At 66.1% G+C, this 14,860-nt stretch carries 11 protein-coding genes, 1 pseudogene and 2 CRISPR repeat arrays; of the genes and pseudogenes, 11 read left to right on the top strand and 1 reads right to left on the bottom strand.

From position 1 onward, the window contains the following. From ETD96_RS27045 to ETD96_RS47955, 11 genes and pseudogenes are all read left to right on the top strand, one after another. The coding region (locus ETD96_RS27045; protein WP_205719480.1) for an alpha/beta hydrolase family protein at window positions 1-809 on the top strand (809 nt) is incomplete at its 5' end. Between the two features lie 7 nt (window positions 810-816). Then, the gene (locus ETD96_RS27040) at window positions 817-2,058 is read left to right on the top strand and encodes an MFS transporter (RefSeq protein ID WP_138639303.1); all 1,242 of its coding nucleotides are present in this window, start codon (window positions 817-819) and stop codon (window positions 2,056-2,058) included. Between the two features lie 220 nt (window positions 2,059-2,278). Then, window positions 2,279-3,130, top strand: a complete 852-nt coding sequence (locus tag ETD96_RS27035) for a helix-turn-helix transcriptional regulator (RefSeq protein WP_171069253.1) — start codon at window positions 2,279-2,281, stop codon at window positions 3,128-3,130. Between the two features lie 621 nt (window positions 3,131-3,751). Further along, a CRISPR array of direct repeats spans window positions 3,752-4,334; the repeat unit is 29 nt; unit sequence CGGACCACCCCCGCTCGCGCGGGGAGAAC. 167 nt (window positions 4,335-4,501) lie between these two features. Next, window positions 4,502-7,384, top strand: a complete 2,883-nt coding sequence (gene cas3 / locus ETD96_RS27030) for a CRISPR-associated helicase Cas3' (protein WP_138639301.1) — start codon at window positions 4,502-4,504, stop codon at window positions 7,382-7,384. Between the two features lie 193 nt (window positions 7,385-7,577). Then, a complete protein-coding gene (gene casA / locus ETD96_RS27025) occupies window positions 7,578-9,218 on the top strand; it encodes a type I-E CRISPR-associated protein Cse1/CasA (protein ID WP_338072605.1) in 1,641 nt (546 codons plus the stop codon). A gap of 35 nt (window positions 9,219-9,253) precedes the next feature. Continuing rightward, window positions 9,254-9,937 carry a type I-E CRISPR-associated protein Cse2/CasB gene (casB, locus tag ETD96_RS27020; RefSeq protein ID WP_138639300.1) on the top strand — a complete coding sequence of 228 codons (684 nt, stop codon included), beginning with the start codon at window positions 9,254-9,256 and terminating at the stop codon, window positions 9,935-9,937. A gap of 53 nt (window positions 9,938-9,990) precedes the next feature. Next, the gene (gene cas7e / locus ETD96_RS27015; RefSeq protein ID WP_171069251.1) at window positions 9,991-11,208 is read left to right on the top strand and encodes a type I-E CRISPR-associated protein Cas7/Cse4/CasC; all 1,218 of its coding nucleotides are present in this window, start codon (window positions 9,991-9,993) and stop codon (window positions 11,206-11,208) included. Further along, window positions 11,205-12,020: a type I-E CRISPR-associated protein Cas5/CasD gene (cas5e, locus tag ETD96_RS27010; protein ID WP_138639299.1), complete on the top strand. Its 816-nt coding sequence runs from the start codon at window positions 11,205-11,207 to the stop codon at window positions 12,018-12,020. Before cas7e ends, cas5e begins: the two co-directional genes overlap by 4 nt. After that, a complete protein-coding gene (cas6e, locus tag ETD96_RS27005) occupies window positions 12,017-12,655 on the top strand; it encodes a type I-E CRISPR-associated protein Cas6/Cse3/CasE (RefSeq protein WP_138639298.1) in 639 nt (212 codons plus the stop codon). Before cas5e ends, cas6e begins: the two co-directional genes overlap by 4 nt. After that, the gene (gene cas1e / locus ETD96_RS27000; RefSeq protein WP_138639297.1) at window positions 12,652-13,626 is read left to right on the top strand and encodes a type I-E CRISPR-associated endonuclease Cas1e; all 975 of its coding nucleotides are present in this window, start codon (window positions 12,652-12,654) and stop codon (window positions 13,624-13,626) included. The genes cas6e and cas1e overlap by 4 nt, the downstream gene beginning before the upstream one ends. Window position 13,627: 1 nt before the next feature. Continuing rightward, a pseudogene (locus tag ETD96_RS47955) lies at window positions 13,628-13,678 on the top strand (type I-E CRISPR-associated endoribonuclease Cas2e); the annotation flags it as partial. Between the two features lie 7 nt (window positions 13,679-13,685). On the opposite strand, the gene ETD96_RS48400 reads toward ETD96_RS47955, so the two are convergent. Continuing rightward, window positions 13,686-14,006, bottom strand: a complete 321-nt coding sequence (locus tag ETD96_RS48400; RefSeq protein WP_435818038.1) for a hypothetical protein — start codon at window positions 14,004-14,006, stop codon at window positions 13,686-13,688. Window positions 14,007-14,218: 212 nt separating this feature from the next. Next, window positions 14,219-14,857: a CRISPR direct-repeat array (repeat unit 29 nt; unit sequence CGGACCACCCCCGCTCGCGCGGGGAGAAC). Window positions 14,858-14,860 lie beyond the last annotated feature (3 nt).

Here is a 14,860-nt window from a genome sequence, read left to right as displayed (position 1 = left end):
CGCGCCCACCCGCCCTCCAGGTGATCGCACCCGTCGAACCCGACCTGATCACCTACCCGGCCTCCGGCGGACGCTACGTCCACGCCCTTCTCTACCGGCCGCACACGCCAGGCCCGCATCCGGTCCTGCTCTCGGTGCACGGGGGACCTGAAGCCCAAGAACGTCCCGAGTACGCCTACGCCGGCCTCTACCAGTACCTCCTCCACGAGGGCATCGCGGTACTGGCCCCCAACATCGCCGGCTCCACCGGGTACGGGCTCACCCACCAAAAGCTCATCTACCGAAACTGGGGCGGCATCGACCTGGACGACCTCGACCACGCCGTCCGCCACCTGCAGACCCTCCCCGGCATCGACGCCAGCCACATCGCCGTCATGGGCGGCTCCTACGGAGGGTTCGCCGCCCTGTCCTGCCTGGCACGACTGCCGTACCAGTGGGCGGCTGGTGTGTCCTTCTGCGGGCCGTCCAACCTGGTCACTCTCGCCCGGGCCTGCCCGCCCACCTGGAGACCCACCGTGGACGCCGTCCTGGGCAATCCCGATACCGACGCCGAACACCTCACCTGCCGATCCCCGATCACCTACGCCGACGCCATCACCGCGCCGTTGCTGGTCATCCAAGGCGCCCATGACCCGCGCGTCCCCAAGGACGAGTCCGACCAGATCGTCACCAGGCTCCGCGCCCGCGGCATCGACGTGCGCTACGACGTCTATCCCGATGAAGGCCACGGATTCACCAACCGCAGCAACGAGATCAAGGCCTACGGGGACATCGCGCAGTTCCTCCTCGCACACCTGAGAGGGGAGTAGGAGCCACGTGCTCGGTCTCCTGTCGCCGATCGCCCTGCTCCGGGACCCGTCCGTGGCGCCGCTGTTCATCTCCCGCGTCATCTCCAGCGCGAGTGTCGGATTCGGCCAACTCGCCCTGGCCTGGGGCGTCATGAACCTCGGCTACGGTGCTCACGGCCTGTCGCTGGTCATGGCATGCAACGCCTTCCCGGCCCTGCTCATCATCTGCGGCGGGGTGGCGGGAGACCGCTTCCGCCGGCACCACGTGCTCATGGGTTCCGAGACATTGGCGTGCCTCTCCTGGCTGGCCATCGGTGCCGCACTCTCCACTGGGAAGGCGCCCCTGACACTGCTATGCGCGCTCGGCGCCATCGGCGGCGTCGCCACCGCCATGTTTTTGCCCACGCTGCGCGGCATCATCGCCGATCTCTTCGACTCGCCACACCGGCCAGCCGGTAACGCTCTGGTCAATCAAACGCAGGCGGTCGGCCTGCTCATCGGCCTCGTCTCGTCCGGGGCGATGGTCACCGCAATCGGCCCGGCATGGGCCGCCTCAATGCGAGGTGTCCTGTGCGGACTGAGCGCCGTGCTACTCAGCCGGCTGGCCACCACACGTCCCAGCCACCGTGAAGCCGGCCCGCTGCGCGACCTGCGGGACGGATGGCGCGAGTTCGGCGCACACCCATGGGTCTGGATCATGACACTGCAGTACACGGCGATCACGACCGCGGTGGTCTGCTACACCAAGATCGCGGGTCCGCTCTACATCACCGATGGGCACGGCGATGCTTGGGCCTGGGGCGTCATCCTTGCCTGCGAGCCCCTTGGGGCAGTGGTGGGCGCCCTGTTCGGAGCCTGGTGGCAGCCAAGCCGGGCGATTCGCGTGGCTGCGGTGCTTCCCGTCTCGGCGGCGTTGCCCATGCTCCTCATGGGAAGCGGAGCAACCTGGCAAGTGATCGCCGTTGCAGCGCTCATTCCCGGAGTGTGCCAGGCGGTCTACTACGTCCTATGGACAACCACCTTGCAGGAACGATTTGCCCCGCACGTACTCGTCCGTGTCAACAGCTGGAACATGGTGACCAGCTATGCCCTGATGCCACTCATCATGCTGGTATCCGGGCCACTGGCGAACACGTTCGGCCCTGAGACGCTTGCGCTCGGGTCGGGCCTTACAGCTGTCATCGCGACACTTTCTGTGTTGGTTGCCCTCTACCTGCTTCCGGAGATGGAAACTTCTGCAAAAACTGAGCTAAATAAGGCTTTCTTGTGAGGATGTAGATTGACTTCCATGGAAGTGTGGCCATGGAGTTAGTGCAGTTGCTTGATTTTAGGGGGGCCACATGCGTTCTCTTGAAGAGAAGGCTGCCCGACTGCTCGGCGGAGTTGTTGAAGCCGGAATCCTCCATCTATACCTTCGACTCCTGGCCGCAGGGCGATGCTCAACCGAGGAAGCGTCACATATACTCGGGGGAGCGGATAAGTTAAACAGCTTGATCGGCGCGGGAATGGCGCGGACCTGCGAATCGGTAGCCGATCAGCCGTCTTGGCTGATACCTGTTCCGATGGACGTTGCGCTCCAACACGCGCTTGTCGGCCTTGCTCAAGAGGCGCTGGTCGACTACCAGAGGCTCTTGGGCGGATATCAGCGCATGCGTGACCTACCGTCGTCCACGAGCGCGTCCGCAGACCCATCGGTGTGCCAGTTGGCCCAGCTCATTACCGACAGCGACGAGGTCGGCAGGCTGACCAGCACGCTCCTCGGCTCGGTGCAGCGGGAATGGTTGACCCTGGCGAGCCACGCGCCGACAGAACCGATGGAAGAAATCGGCGACATTGACGCAGCTCCCTCCGCAGTAGAGCGGGGCGCCCGATGTAGAGCGATCTATGATGCCGATTCCCTGCAAGAAGCAACCATGCGCACCAAGCTGGAAAGGATAGCCGAGACCGGCATACAGGTTCGAATACTTCCCCGCATTCGGATGAGCATGGGCCTCGCTGACGAAGCGATCGCGCTCCTTCCACTCACGGCAGCCGAGTCAGCCGGTGCGCTGTTGGTTCAGTCCTCGGTGATTGTAGACGCGCTTGGAGAATACTTTGAACTACTCTGGGAGCGAGCGATCCCATTCGGTGGGACCGGGCGAAACAGCAAAGGTCTCCCGGAAATTCAGGTTAAAATCCTCCGCCTACTCGTTCAGGGCCTGCCGGATGAGGCTATTGCGGAACGAGTGGACGTGAGTCTCACCACGGTTCGTCGACATATCAGATCTCTGCGAGAGACCCTGAGAGTCCAAACACGGTTCCAGTTGGGAGTAGCCGCGGTCCAACAGGGGGTGGTGGAGTAATTGACGGCAAGGGTGCCTTCCTGAACACGGTCAAGCATCGATGGAGGCACGGATTGCTCTCTGCCGGAAGGGGAGGACCGGAAGATATAGCGGCCAGCGTGCTCGGCCAACCGGACCCTGCTCGCGCGCGGAAATCCTTGCCGCGCGGGGAGAACGTGGCGGCGGGGCTGGGCTGTCCGGACCCTACGGATCGGCCCAGCGGACCACCGCTCGCGCGGGGAGAACCTCTGCCTCCACCCCTCTATGCCACCTCGCATCTGACTACCCCCGCTCGCGCGGGGAGAACCAGGACGGCGTCAGCAAAGGCGGCGCAGTGGTCGGACCACCCGCTCGCGCGGGGAGAACCGTCGTCAGGGGTGGGGTGCCCGGTTCAGCGTCGCGACGGACCACCCCCGCTCGCGCGGGGAGAACTTGTGCAACCTCATCACAACACTTTTCGACGGGCCATCCCGCTCGCGCGGGGAGAACCCGGCGGCGAGCAGTTCCTCCATGCGCTCGGCCGAACCTCCCCCGCTCGCGCGGGGAGAACCGAACGCGTATCCGATGTCCCGCCACCCGCGGCGGACCACCCGGCTCGCGCGGGGAAAACCAGTCACTCCGCCCCGTCCCGGGCGCGCTCGTCGGACCACCCCCGCTCGCGCGGGGAGAACGGCCTGGGCGATGCCGTAGGCGGCGATGAGTTCGGACCACCCCCGCTCGCGCGGAGAGAACGGGTCGCGGTGAGCAGGTCCATGCCCTGCGCCGCGTCCGGACCACCCCCGCTCGCGCGGGGAGAACGCGGTCATCGTCATCGGCGCGCTGATCATCAGCGGACCACCCCCGCTCGCGCGAGGAGAACGCCATCTCGATCGCGCGGCCGTACGCCTGCCTCGGACCACCCCCGCTCGCGCGGGGAGAACCCACCCGTGCGCGACCGGGATTCGAACCCGGATGGACCACCCCCGCTCGCGCGGGGAGAACGGTAGCGAGGATCGTGGTCATCGGCTACCGACCGGACCACCCCCGCTCGCGCGGGGAGAACCGGTCCAGGGTGAACCTGTCGAGCGGGATCGGCGGACCACCCCCGCTCGCGCGGGGAGAACCATGTCGGGATCCGGCTGCAGGACCCGGTGTACGGACCACCCCCGCTCGCGCGGGGAGAACGCGGAAGCGCAGGACAAGGTCAACGACCGGACCGGACCACCCCCGCTCGCGCGGGGAGAACACTTCGCGACCTGTGGCTATGTGGAGGCGTCATCGTTTTGTGATGAATGGGTGGGGAGTTGGCGGCGACGGCTCACAGGGTTGAGCCTACGTGGACGCGCTGGTTTTGTCGGTGGTCTGTGCTCCAGTGGTGGGGATCGGTGACGGGGCGGGCTGGGAGAAGGTTCTATGCGACGAGATGACCGGGCGTCCGGGGCGGCTTCGGCTGTCGATCCTCGTCTGTGGGGGAAGCAGCATGGCTTGCCCGCTCCGTATCCAGTGATCTGTCATCTGATGGACACAGCTGCGATCGCGGGCGCGTTATGGGATGCATGGGTTGAGGGCATCGCTGTGCTGAGGCACGGCGCCGGTCCCGAGTCGGCGTCAGCCAACGCGGCCATGCGAAGGCTGGTCACCTTCTGGGCCGGCCTGCATGACGTCGGGAAGATCTCTCCGTCGTTTCAAGCCGTAGTAGACGACCTCTACGCGCAGTTGCTGGTCCAGGCACCGGAGTACGGCGGAGAGGAGAATAAGCCGGTCGCCGGATTGCGGCACAACGAGGTGACGCAGTGGGTGCTGGTCGAGATCCTGCGGGGACTGGGGTATCCGGGTGGTGCGGTTGCGCGCCGGGATGTTGCGCATCAGATCGCTCAGCTACTAGGTGGGCATCACGGGCGTTTCTGCCCGGCGTTAAGCCGATCTGAGCTTCGTGATCCGCGGCGGGACGGCCTTGGGGAGGGTGTGTGGCGACAGCAGTGTGAGGCACACGTCCGAGTTCTCCAGAAGTTGACGGAGGCACACGAACCACTTAGAGAACGACTCGCTCTCCCCGTGGCAGTCGTGGTGTTGGGGATAGTGATTGTCGCGGACTGGCTGGCCAGTCAAGAGGAGTTCATCTCCGTTCGGATGCCGGCCTCGGGCTGGGAAGCCACCCAATCTGAAGTGCGTGCCCATTGGGAGCGCGCGGTGGCCGAGGCACCGGAAGTCGTCCGGGATGCAGGCTTGGGGCAGGCCCAGTTCGGTGAGAAGACATTCGGTGAGCTGTTCTCGTTTAAGCCCAACGCGTTGCAGGCGTCGGTAGCGAAAGACCTTCCCGAGCTGGTCCGCGGGCCAGGGCTGCTGCTAGTGACCGCTCCACCGGGCGATGGTAAGACCGAGGTGGCCTTGTACGGCGCGACCGTCCTGGCTCGTGCTAGCGGGGTTGACGGGCTTGGGTTCTGCCTGCCGACGATGGCGACGACTGATGCGATGCACAAGCGGGTGGCCGAGTTTGCGGGTAGGGCGCTGCTGGGGGACGCGGCGCTGACGCGCGTGCACAGTATGGCTTGGTTATCGCAGGCTGCCGCAGGGGATGCGGCGGCGTCGGCTGCTGACGCCGCCGCGGTGGTCTCTGAACCGGAGGCCTCGATGGAAGCGGCCCGGTGGCTGCATTCCAGTCGGCGTGGCCTTCTGGCGCCGCTGAGCACCTTCACCATCGATCAGGCTCTGACCGGTGTGCTGCCGGTGAGGTACAACGTGTTGCGGCTGCTGGCGTTGGCGGGCAAGGTCGTGGTCGTCGACGAGGCCCACGCCTATGACGCGTGGATGCATGCCCTGCTCGTGCGGTTGCTGGAGTGGCTCGGCGCGTTGAAGGCCCCGGTCGTGTTGCTGTCGGCAACGCTCACCGGCTCGTCCGCCCGGTCGCTGGTCGACGCCTATCTACGCGGCAGCGGTCATGACGCCGGGGCGCAGATACGACCGTGCTATCCGGGATGGTTGTTCGCCGACGCGGTTACGGGCGAAGTATGCCAGCCGCGAGCGGTGCGCAGTGAACGCGAGCGTGATCTCGCGTTCGAGGTGATTCCAGTGAGGCGAGGAGAGGATCGGGACCGTCCCGGGCATCGGATTGCCGTGATTCGGGAACTGCTGAAGCCGGTCGTGGCCAGTGACCGGGGCTGCGTGCTGGTGTGTTGCACCACGGTGAAGGAGGCGCAAGAAACCCACCAGCAGCTTGCCGTCTGGTTCTCCCAGCTGCGGGAGGCTGGTGAGCGGCCGCCTGAGTTGCGGCTGTTGCATTCACGCTTCCGGGCCGCCGACCGCGCCGAAATCACCGATAATTGCGAGGCTGACTTCGGCAAGCATGGCGCTCGGCCGAGAACGGTCCTGGTTTCTACGCAGATCATCGAGCAGTCTTTGGACCTGGACTTCGATCTGCTCATAACCGATTTGGCGCCTATGGCTCTGCTGCTGCAGCGCTCGGGACGGTGCCAGCGTCACCGAGGAAATGACCACGATCTGCATCGAGGACTGCGTCCGGAATGGATCAGCGGTGATCCACGGATCGTAGTGCTCGATCCCGTGAGCGCCGACGGGGGGTTCGCTGTCCCGAAGAGTTGGGGCGATGTCTATGACGAGTCCCTGCTGCATCGCACAAGCCGACTCCTGCATCAGCAAGGCGGTGCGCCGATCGCAGTGCCGGGAGCAGTGCAGGAACTGGTTGACGCGGTGTATGCCGCCGACTTTGCCAGCGTCTCGAAGATGGACGAAGAGACGGCGGATGCGATCGGGCGTGCTGACGGTGAGCGATTGGCGGAGCAGGCAGCTCAGCGTCAGATATCGGAACTGGTCAAGATTGAGCCACCATACAGCCGCCTGCTGAGCGATCTATGGAAGATGAGCAATGCCAAGGCTGAAATCGATCCGTCTTTGATCACGACACGGCTGGGGGCGGATTCGGCGCGGCTGGTGTGCGTCTACCAGCAGGAGCCTGACCGCTGGACCCTGGACGAGCAAGGCGAACTCCCCGTGCCTGGGATGGATGGGGCATCGAAGGTGTCCGCAGCCGGCGCTCGCCTGATCGCTCGCCACATGATTCCCGTCCCAGGGACATGGGTCGGCGGCGACGCCGAACTGTTGCCCACGCCCCTCGCCTGGCAGACGAATTCCGTTCTAGTCGACTGGGTGCTACTGCTGATGCATCGTGATTCCAACGGGCGATGGCGTGGCCGAGTCCGGCCAGGCGACGTCGAGTATGGAAGAACCACCGGCCTCATGGAGTCTTCGCCTGGCAGTCTTTCTTGTACGGCTAGTTGAGCCGTTCGAGCCCATTGCACCTGGGGGGCGCATCAACCGCCTGCCCCTGCTCTTGCAGGGACTGTGAAGAAACTGCTTGGCATCGCTTGCGTTTGCCTCTCGCTTGCGGTCGGCTGCACTCGCGCAGTGCGAAAGCATAGCCGGACTGTTGTCTTTCGCGACTGCCTGCGCCGCCGACGATTGCGGCGGTACAGTGACGCCGCGACGAATTGAGATCGCACTCAGATTGGGCGTCCACGAGAAGTCGGCTGGGCAGTTTTTCGCGAGAAAGGAGAGGCCTGTGGTATCGAGAGTCAGCTTTGATCTTGTTGAGAGGCGATGGGCAGACGTGTCCTGGCTGGATCATTTGCCAGGACACCCGTCGCGGGTCGGGTTGCGTGATCTGTTCGTTCACGCCCATGAGATCAAGGCGCTGACACTCACTCCGGCGCCGTTCCTGTCGGCGATGTACCGGCTGCTGTATGCGATGACGTCGCGGATCACGGGATTGGACGTTCTCGGCGAGAACGAGAATGAGGATGACTGGCTGGACCGCCGTTCTGAACTCGCAGGCCAGCCGCTGGACCCCGCCGTGGTCGATCGGTACTTCGACGAGATGTCCGGGCGCCTGGATCTCTTTCATCCAGAGCGTCCCTTCCTCCAGGACCCGCGACTGGCCGACCCGGAGGTATGCCCAAAGAGCGCCGGGGTGAACAAGTTGGTGCTGGGCCGTCCCGCGGGGAACAACTCCGTGTGGTTCGGGCACCACTGGGATGCCGTGCCGGCTCCGGTCCCAACTGTGGAGGCGTTCGCCGCGCTGTTGGTGTGGCTCTACTACGGGCCATCCGGCCGGTGCGCGACCCGCAAGCACGGTTCGGTCTCGGCAGCGGACGTGTCGGCGGGACCGCTACGCTCCAGCCTCTCCTACCATCCCGAAGGCGCGACGCTGCTGGAGACGCTGATGGCGGGACTGACGCCTCCGCCTCGCAAACTGCGTCCGGGCGTCGACCTGTGCCCCTGGGAGCTGGACGAGCTGCCCGATCCACTGGCCCCTCCGCCGGAACCCGATCCCTATCCCGGACTGCGGAGCCGGCTGACGGGCGGATGGCAGCACGCGCTGCTGCTGGTGCCCGACGAGACCGGCGAGAACGTGACCGACGCCTTCGTGACCTGGGGACGACGCATCAAGCAGCCCTCCACCAATGATGCGTACCTGATCCACCAGATCAGCCAGCAGGGCAACCCATACGCGCGTCCAGCCGACGCGAGCCGGGACCTGTGGCGTGACCTGGACGGTCTGCTGCAGCTCAAAACCACCAGCACCGCGCAGCCTCGGCGGCCGGAGGCTTTCGACACCGTCGACGAACTCGGTTCTGGGACGTTCAAGGTGCGAGCGCTGGGGTTCGAGCAGGACGGCAAGACCAAAGATGTCCAATTCGTGTCGTCGGCCACGCCACCGCTGCTGTTCCGAATCCAGGAGAAGGATCACCGCCGCGCGCGACGCATCGGAGACCTTCGTATGTTCGGGGAGCTGTATGGGCGGCGCCTGGAATACGCCGCCAAGCGGGCGTGGGCGCTGGTCAACAGTGAGGACAAGGTCAGTGACTGCGCTTGGGCCGACCATGCAGCGGCGGCGTACTGGCCACTCGCCGAGGACATCTTCTGGGGCCGGATGCGCCGCGAGGATTACACCGACTCCTGGAAACCCTTCCTGCGTGCGGCCGCGAGCGCATTCGACGAGGTCACTCAGGGACGTATCCGGAGTACCCGCGATGCCCGTGCCATCGAGCAGGCCCGTATCGAGTTGTACGGCGGGCGTAGAAGGACCGCAGCCAAACCCAAGCGGTCGAGCTGACGCCGGTGCGCCCATCCGATCATTGGCAGGAAGACATGACCACTCCAACTCCCGCAAGAACCAACAACACTGCGGTCAGGGCCAGCGAATTTGTCTCGACCGTCTTCAGCTTGTGTGAGGACCCTGGCAAACGGGCCGCGCTCCGCAGTGGCCTGGGACGCCCCCTCGATCGCTGTCATCGGATGCACCAGGTCATCGCCGCCCGTGTTCCGCCAGGCAGCCAGAACAGCGAACGCGCCTACTACGCCGTCGCAGCCATGATCGCCGCGCTTCCGCCCCAGGCCCGCAGCACGGTCGTACGGGAGGCACCCGAAGTCCCCGGCCCTGCTGGGTCGGCCCCTGACGGTGCGTCCGAGGACGGCGCTGAGTCCACAGGCAACGGCACGGCACTGCGACGCAACTTCGGGCAATGCCTCGCCGAAGGTGTCGAGCACGGTGTGCTTCGAGAGAGCGCCGCCGAGGCGCGCTTGAGCTTGCTCACCCGGCAAAGCGTCGATGGTGTGCATCGGCACCTGCCCGCCACCGTCCGAGTACTGGCCGACCGTTCCTCGGCGGTGGACTGGGCTCAGCTCCTGGTCGATCTGTGCCGGTGGGACAGGCATCGTGACCAGATCACGCGCCGGTGGCTGCAGTCGTTCTACCGCACCCGGTCAGCGGCTGAACGCCAGGCCGCCGAGCAGGCCGACCGCGCCGAGCACGACGAACCCGACGCAGAGTAGCCCATCTCTCTCCTCCTTCCTTCCGCCCTGACCTTCAATTGTCGGAGTCCACCATGATCACGATCCCTGGCCGTTTCCTCGAAGTACACGTTGTCCAGCCCATTCCGTTCGCCAACCTCAACCGCGACGACACCAACGCGATCAAGACCGTCAAGTGGGGCGGTGTCGAACGCACCCGTGTCAGCAGCCAGTGCTGGAAGCGCGCCATGCGGCTGCACCTGCAGCAGAACCTCGGACAGGACGCCCTGCGTACCCGCCGCTTGCCCGAACTGATCGGCAAGCACCTGAAGGACAACCACCACTGGCCCACCGAGCTCGCCGAGCGTGCCGGCCGCCACATCGCCGTCGCCAGCAGCGTCGGAGCAGAAGCCCCCAAGAAGAAGGAGAAGAAGGACAAGGAGGAGAACGTCGAGCCCAACGGCGTCTCCGATGCCTGGACCACCGCCGCAATGGTCTACATCCCCGCGACCGCCGTTGCTGAGCTCGCCGAGCTGGCCATCGAGCACCGCGAGGCCCTGGAGCAGGCCAAGGATCCCGCCAAGTTTGAGCGCAAGCATGCCGTTGTCCCCACCGACAAGATCGATGCGATCCTGCGGCGCCGCAACGGGATCATCAACCTGTTCGGACGGATGCTCGCCCAAGTCGACGATGCCAAAGTTGACGGAGCCGTTCAGGTCGCCCACTGCTTCACCACCCACGCCACCGACACCGAGATCGACTACTTCAGCGCGGTCGACGACGTCACATCCGGATGGGGCGACACCACGGGCAGCGCCCACATGGGCCATGCCGAGCACAGCGCAGGCGTGTTCTACCGCAACATCGTCGTCGACCTGCAAGACCTGCACCGCAACCTCGGTGGCAGCCTGGCCGACACACGGGAACTGGCCGCCGGCGTGATCCGCGCTGCGTTGCTGTCGCTGCCCCACGCCAAGAAGAACTCGACCGCGCCGAACACGGTCCCGGCCCTGGCTCACGTGACCGTCCGCGCCGACCGCCCGGTCTCCTACGCCGCTGCGTTCGAGAAGCCAGTTGCCGCGGACTACTCCGGCGGCGGCCACAGCGATCCCTCCGTCGAGGCGCTCAGCGCTTACGCCACAGCCGTCAACGGCTTGCTGGGAACGAGCGGGCTGCTCCACCACGCCCACGCCACCCTGTCCCCCGCCGACACCAGCGGTCTGGGCCAGCGCGTCGTGTCTTTCGACGAGCTCATCGTCGGCGCACTCGACTGTGCCCTGGACGGGGTCATGCCGCTGAAGGAAAAGGTGTGAGTCCCCAACCCACCACCGCTGTCCTGCTGCACTTGAGCGGCCCCCTGCAATCGTGGGGAGAACGGTCCCGCTTCAACCAGCGTGACACCTCACGCACCCCCACGCGCTCCGGCCTAATCGGTCTGATCGCCGCAGCCCTGGGCCGCCGCCGAGACCAACCCATCGACGATCTGACAGCCCTGCGGTTCACTACGCGCGTCGATCGGTCCGGCACCCTGCTGCGCGACTTCCACACCGTGGGCGGAGGCATGCCCCGCCCCCTCACCGTGGTCACCGCCGAAGGAAAACGCCGCTCCGCCGACACCGCGACCCTGATCTCCAACCGCTACTACCTTCAGGACGCAGCGTTCACCGTCTCCGTCACCGCACAAGACCCCACCCTGCTCGATACCTGCGCCCAGGCATTGCGGGCACCGTTCTGGCCGCCCTACTTGGGCCGCCGGTCCTGCCCACCCGACGCCCCGCTACTGATCACCACCACCAGCGGTGATCCGATCGATCACCTGATCGGCCTTCCTCTCGCCCGCACTGCCCCCCAAAGGACCCAGTCGGTCACGGTGGAATTCCGTGCGGACGCCGCCTTCACTGGGAACTGGCCCGACGGCCCGGACCCTTCTGAACACCACCAAGTGCACACACAGATCCAAGACGACCCGGTGTCCTTCGCTCCCAACTCCCGGCAATACCGGACCCGTCCGGTCTACCGACGACACTTGCAACTCCCCGCTGCCCAGTGCGCCGGCCTCGGGATCGACTACGTCAACAGTCTCGCCACCTACCTGAAACAGTCCACCGGGGAGAACACCCCATGAACACCGAGCTGTGGATCACCCAGATCGTCCCCAACACCCGCGATCGCGCCGTCCTCAAGGACCTCCGCGACGCCACGAGCTTGCATCGCCGCATCATGACACTGTTTCCCGAGGGCCTTGGAACTCAAGCTCGCCACCAGGCCGCCGCCCTGTTCCGACTGGAAGAGCAGCCCAGCGGCTTCACCGTTTTGGTACAAAGCGGCATCAAGCCCGCCTTGGACAGCCTGCCCGCCGACTACGGCAGCGCCCGCACAAAATCCCTTGCACCGCTCCTGAGTGGGCTGCGCGAAGGCGCCAACGTCCACTACAGAATCATCGCCAACGCCACCAGCAAACTCGGTAAGAACACCACCGCGGGGCGCCCCAAGCAAGTCATCCCACTGCACGGCGCAGACGCTGACCAGTGGTGGCAACGCCAAGCCGACTCCGCCGGCATGGTCCTGCACAGCCTTCACAGCAGCCAGCTTCCGGGAGCCACCGGCCGACGAGGTAACGCCCGCATGACCCATGCCCGCACCCGATTCGACGGCACCGCCACCGTCACCGATCCCAAGGCACTGATCGAGAAGATCCGGGCCGGTATCGGACGCGGCAAGCCCTACGGCTGCGGCCTGCTCACCATCGCGCCCGCATGAGCACCACACCGCCCCGCAACGCTCGGCAACGGCTAGCAGCACCCACTGCCGCGATGCTGCCCCGTATCGGTGACTCCTTATCCTTCCTCTACATCGACGTCGCGCGCATCGTCCAAGACGACACCGGGGTCAAAGCCCTGTTCCAACTCGGCGACGACATCCGCCGCGTCGCCCTGCCCACCGCCGCACTGGGGTGCCTGCTGCTCGGTCCCGGTGTCTCGATCACCACCAGAGCACTGTCAACCTTCGCCCGCCACGGGACCACCGTCATCTGCACCGGGAACGCCGGCGTCCGCTGCTACACCGCCACCGTCCCCGACTCCCTACCCACCCGCTGGCTGGAAACGCAGGCACGAGCCTGGGCCGACGACACCACCCGCACCGCCGTTGCACGCCGCATGTATCTTCAACGATTCGGCGACACCGCCCCTTCTGAAGCCACCATCGCCCAGCTTCGCGGACTAGAAGGCCAACGGATGAAGGCCCTCTACCGCATGCTCGCTGAACAGAACGGAGTCCGGCCCTTCAAACGCTCCTACGCCCCCGACGACTGGGACGCTCAGGACCCGGTCAACCGAGCCCTGTCCGCCGCCAACACCTGCCTCTACGGCATCGCAGACGCCGCCATCAACGCTATCGGCTGTGCCCCTGGACTCGGCTTCGTCCACACCGGAACCAGCCACTCCTTCATCTACGACATCGCCGACCTCTACAAAGCCGAACTCACCATCCCTCTCGCCTTCGCCCTCCACGACTCCACCGACCCCGACAGTCAAGCCCGCCGCTCCTTCCGCGACGGCCTGCGCCTGTTCCGCCTGCTGCCGCGCATCGTCGCCGACATTCAGACCCTCCTGGAACCCGACGACGGCACTCGTCAAGAAGATGCTCAAGACGCCGCCGAAGAACTCGTCGACCTCTGGGACCCCGACTTCGGACGCCTTGCCAGCGGCACCAACTACGGACACGACTGACATGGCGAACATGACCGTCATCGCCACCACCGCCATTCCCGACCACCTACGCGGCGCGCTCACCCGCTGGATGACCGAACCCTCTGCCCGGCCTCTACGTCGGCACCCTCTCCGCCCGCGTCCGCACCGAACTCTGGTCTGCCGTCGCCGCTTCCATCGACGAGGGCGCCGCTGTCCTCCTCCACCCCGACGACAACGAACAAGGCTTCACCCTCCACACCGCTGGCCGACGCCGCCGTACCCCCGTCGACTTTGACGGACTCACCCTCATAGCACTCAACCCCGCCGAACCAGACCCAGCAACCGAACCTCGCAAAGGAGGTCCCTCGCTCGGTGCACAAGAGCGAGGCAGGATTTGACCCGTACACCACATGCCGCACCGAGGGAATCCGCCCCGAGCCGGATGGTGCGGTGGCGACGGACCCCTGCGTGCGGGGAGAACGCCCTCCAAGACGTTGATGATCGGAGTTGGGACGGACCACCGCGCGCGCGGGGGAGAGCCGGAGCGCTGCCGCCGGGGCGTCGGTGTGGACCGGACCACCCGCTCGCGCGAGGACAACGAGAACCGCCCGACCCAGACTGGGGAACTCTCCGGACCACCCCCGCTCGCGCAGAGAGAACTCATGGGGTCGGTCACTCAAACCATCCGGTCTCGGACCACCCCCGCTCGCGCGGGGAGAACAGTGAGCAGATCCGACTCGCCCACGCGTTCCGCGGACCACCCCCGCTCGCGCGGGGAGAACGTCTTGGAGCGGAACGGGGCGGCCGAGGCGGTCGGACCACCCCCGCTCGCGCGGGGAGAACCTGCTGCTCCTGCAAGACGAGCCGGATGTCGCCGGACCACCCCCGCTCGCGCGGGGAGAACGGACGTTTCCTATTCGTCCCGGGGGCCTCTCGTGGACCACCCCCGCTCGCGCGGGGAGAACGTGTCCTGCGGGACCGGGATGCCCGCGCCGATCGGACCACCCCCGCTCGCGCGGGGAGAACGGCACGTACCGGTCCTCGCCGCTCACGTCCCACGGACCACCCCCGCTCGCGCGGGGAGAACCGGCGGGCGATCCTCTCGCCCGCCGCGTTGGCCGGACCACCCCCGCTCGCGCGGGGAGAACGGCGACCGCGACGATCGATGTGATCAACACGTCGGACCACCCCCGCTCGCGCGGGGAGAACGCCTCGGGGTTGTTCCGCTCGTGAACCTCCACCGGACCACCCCCGCTCGCGTGGGGAGAACCCC

The sequence above is a fragment of the Actinomadura geliboluensis genome (assembly GCF_005889745.1).
Taxonomy (GTDB): domain Bacteria; phylum Actinomycetota; class Actinomycetes; order Streptosporangiales; family Streptosporangiaceae; genus Spirillospora; species Spirillospora geliboluensis.
The sequence above is the reverse complement of the archived record's forward strand: the minus strand, read 5'-3'. Positions and strand labels throughout refer to the sequence as shown.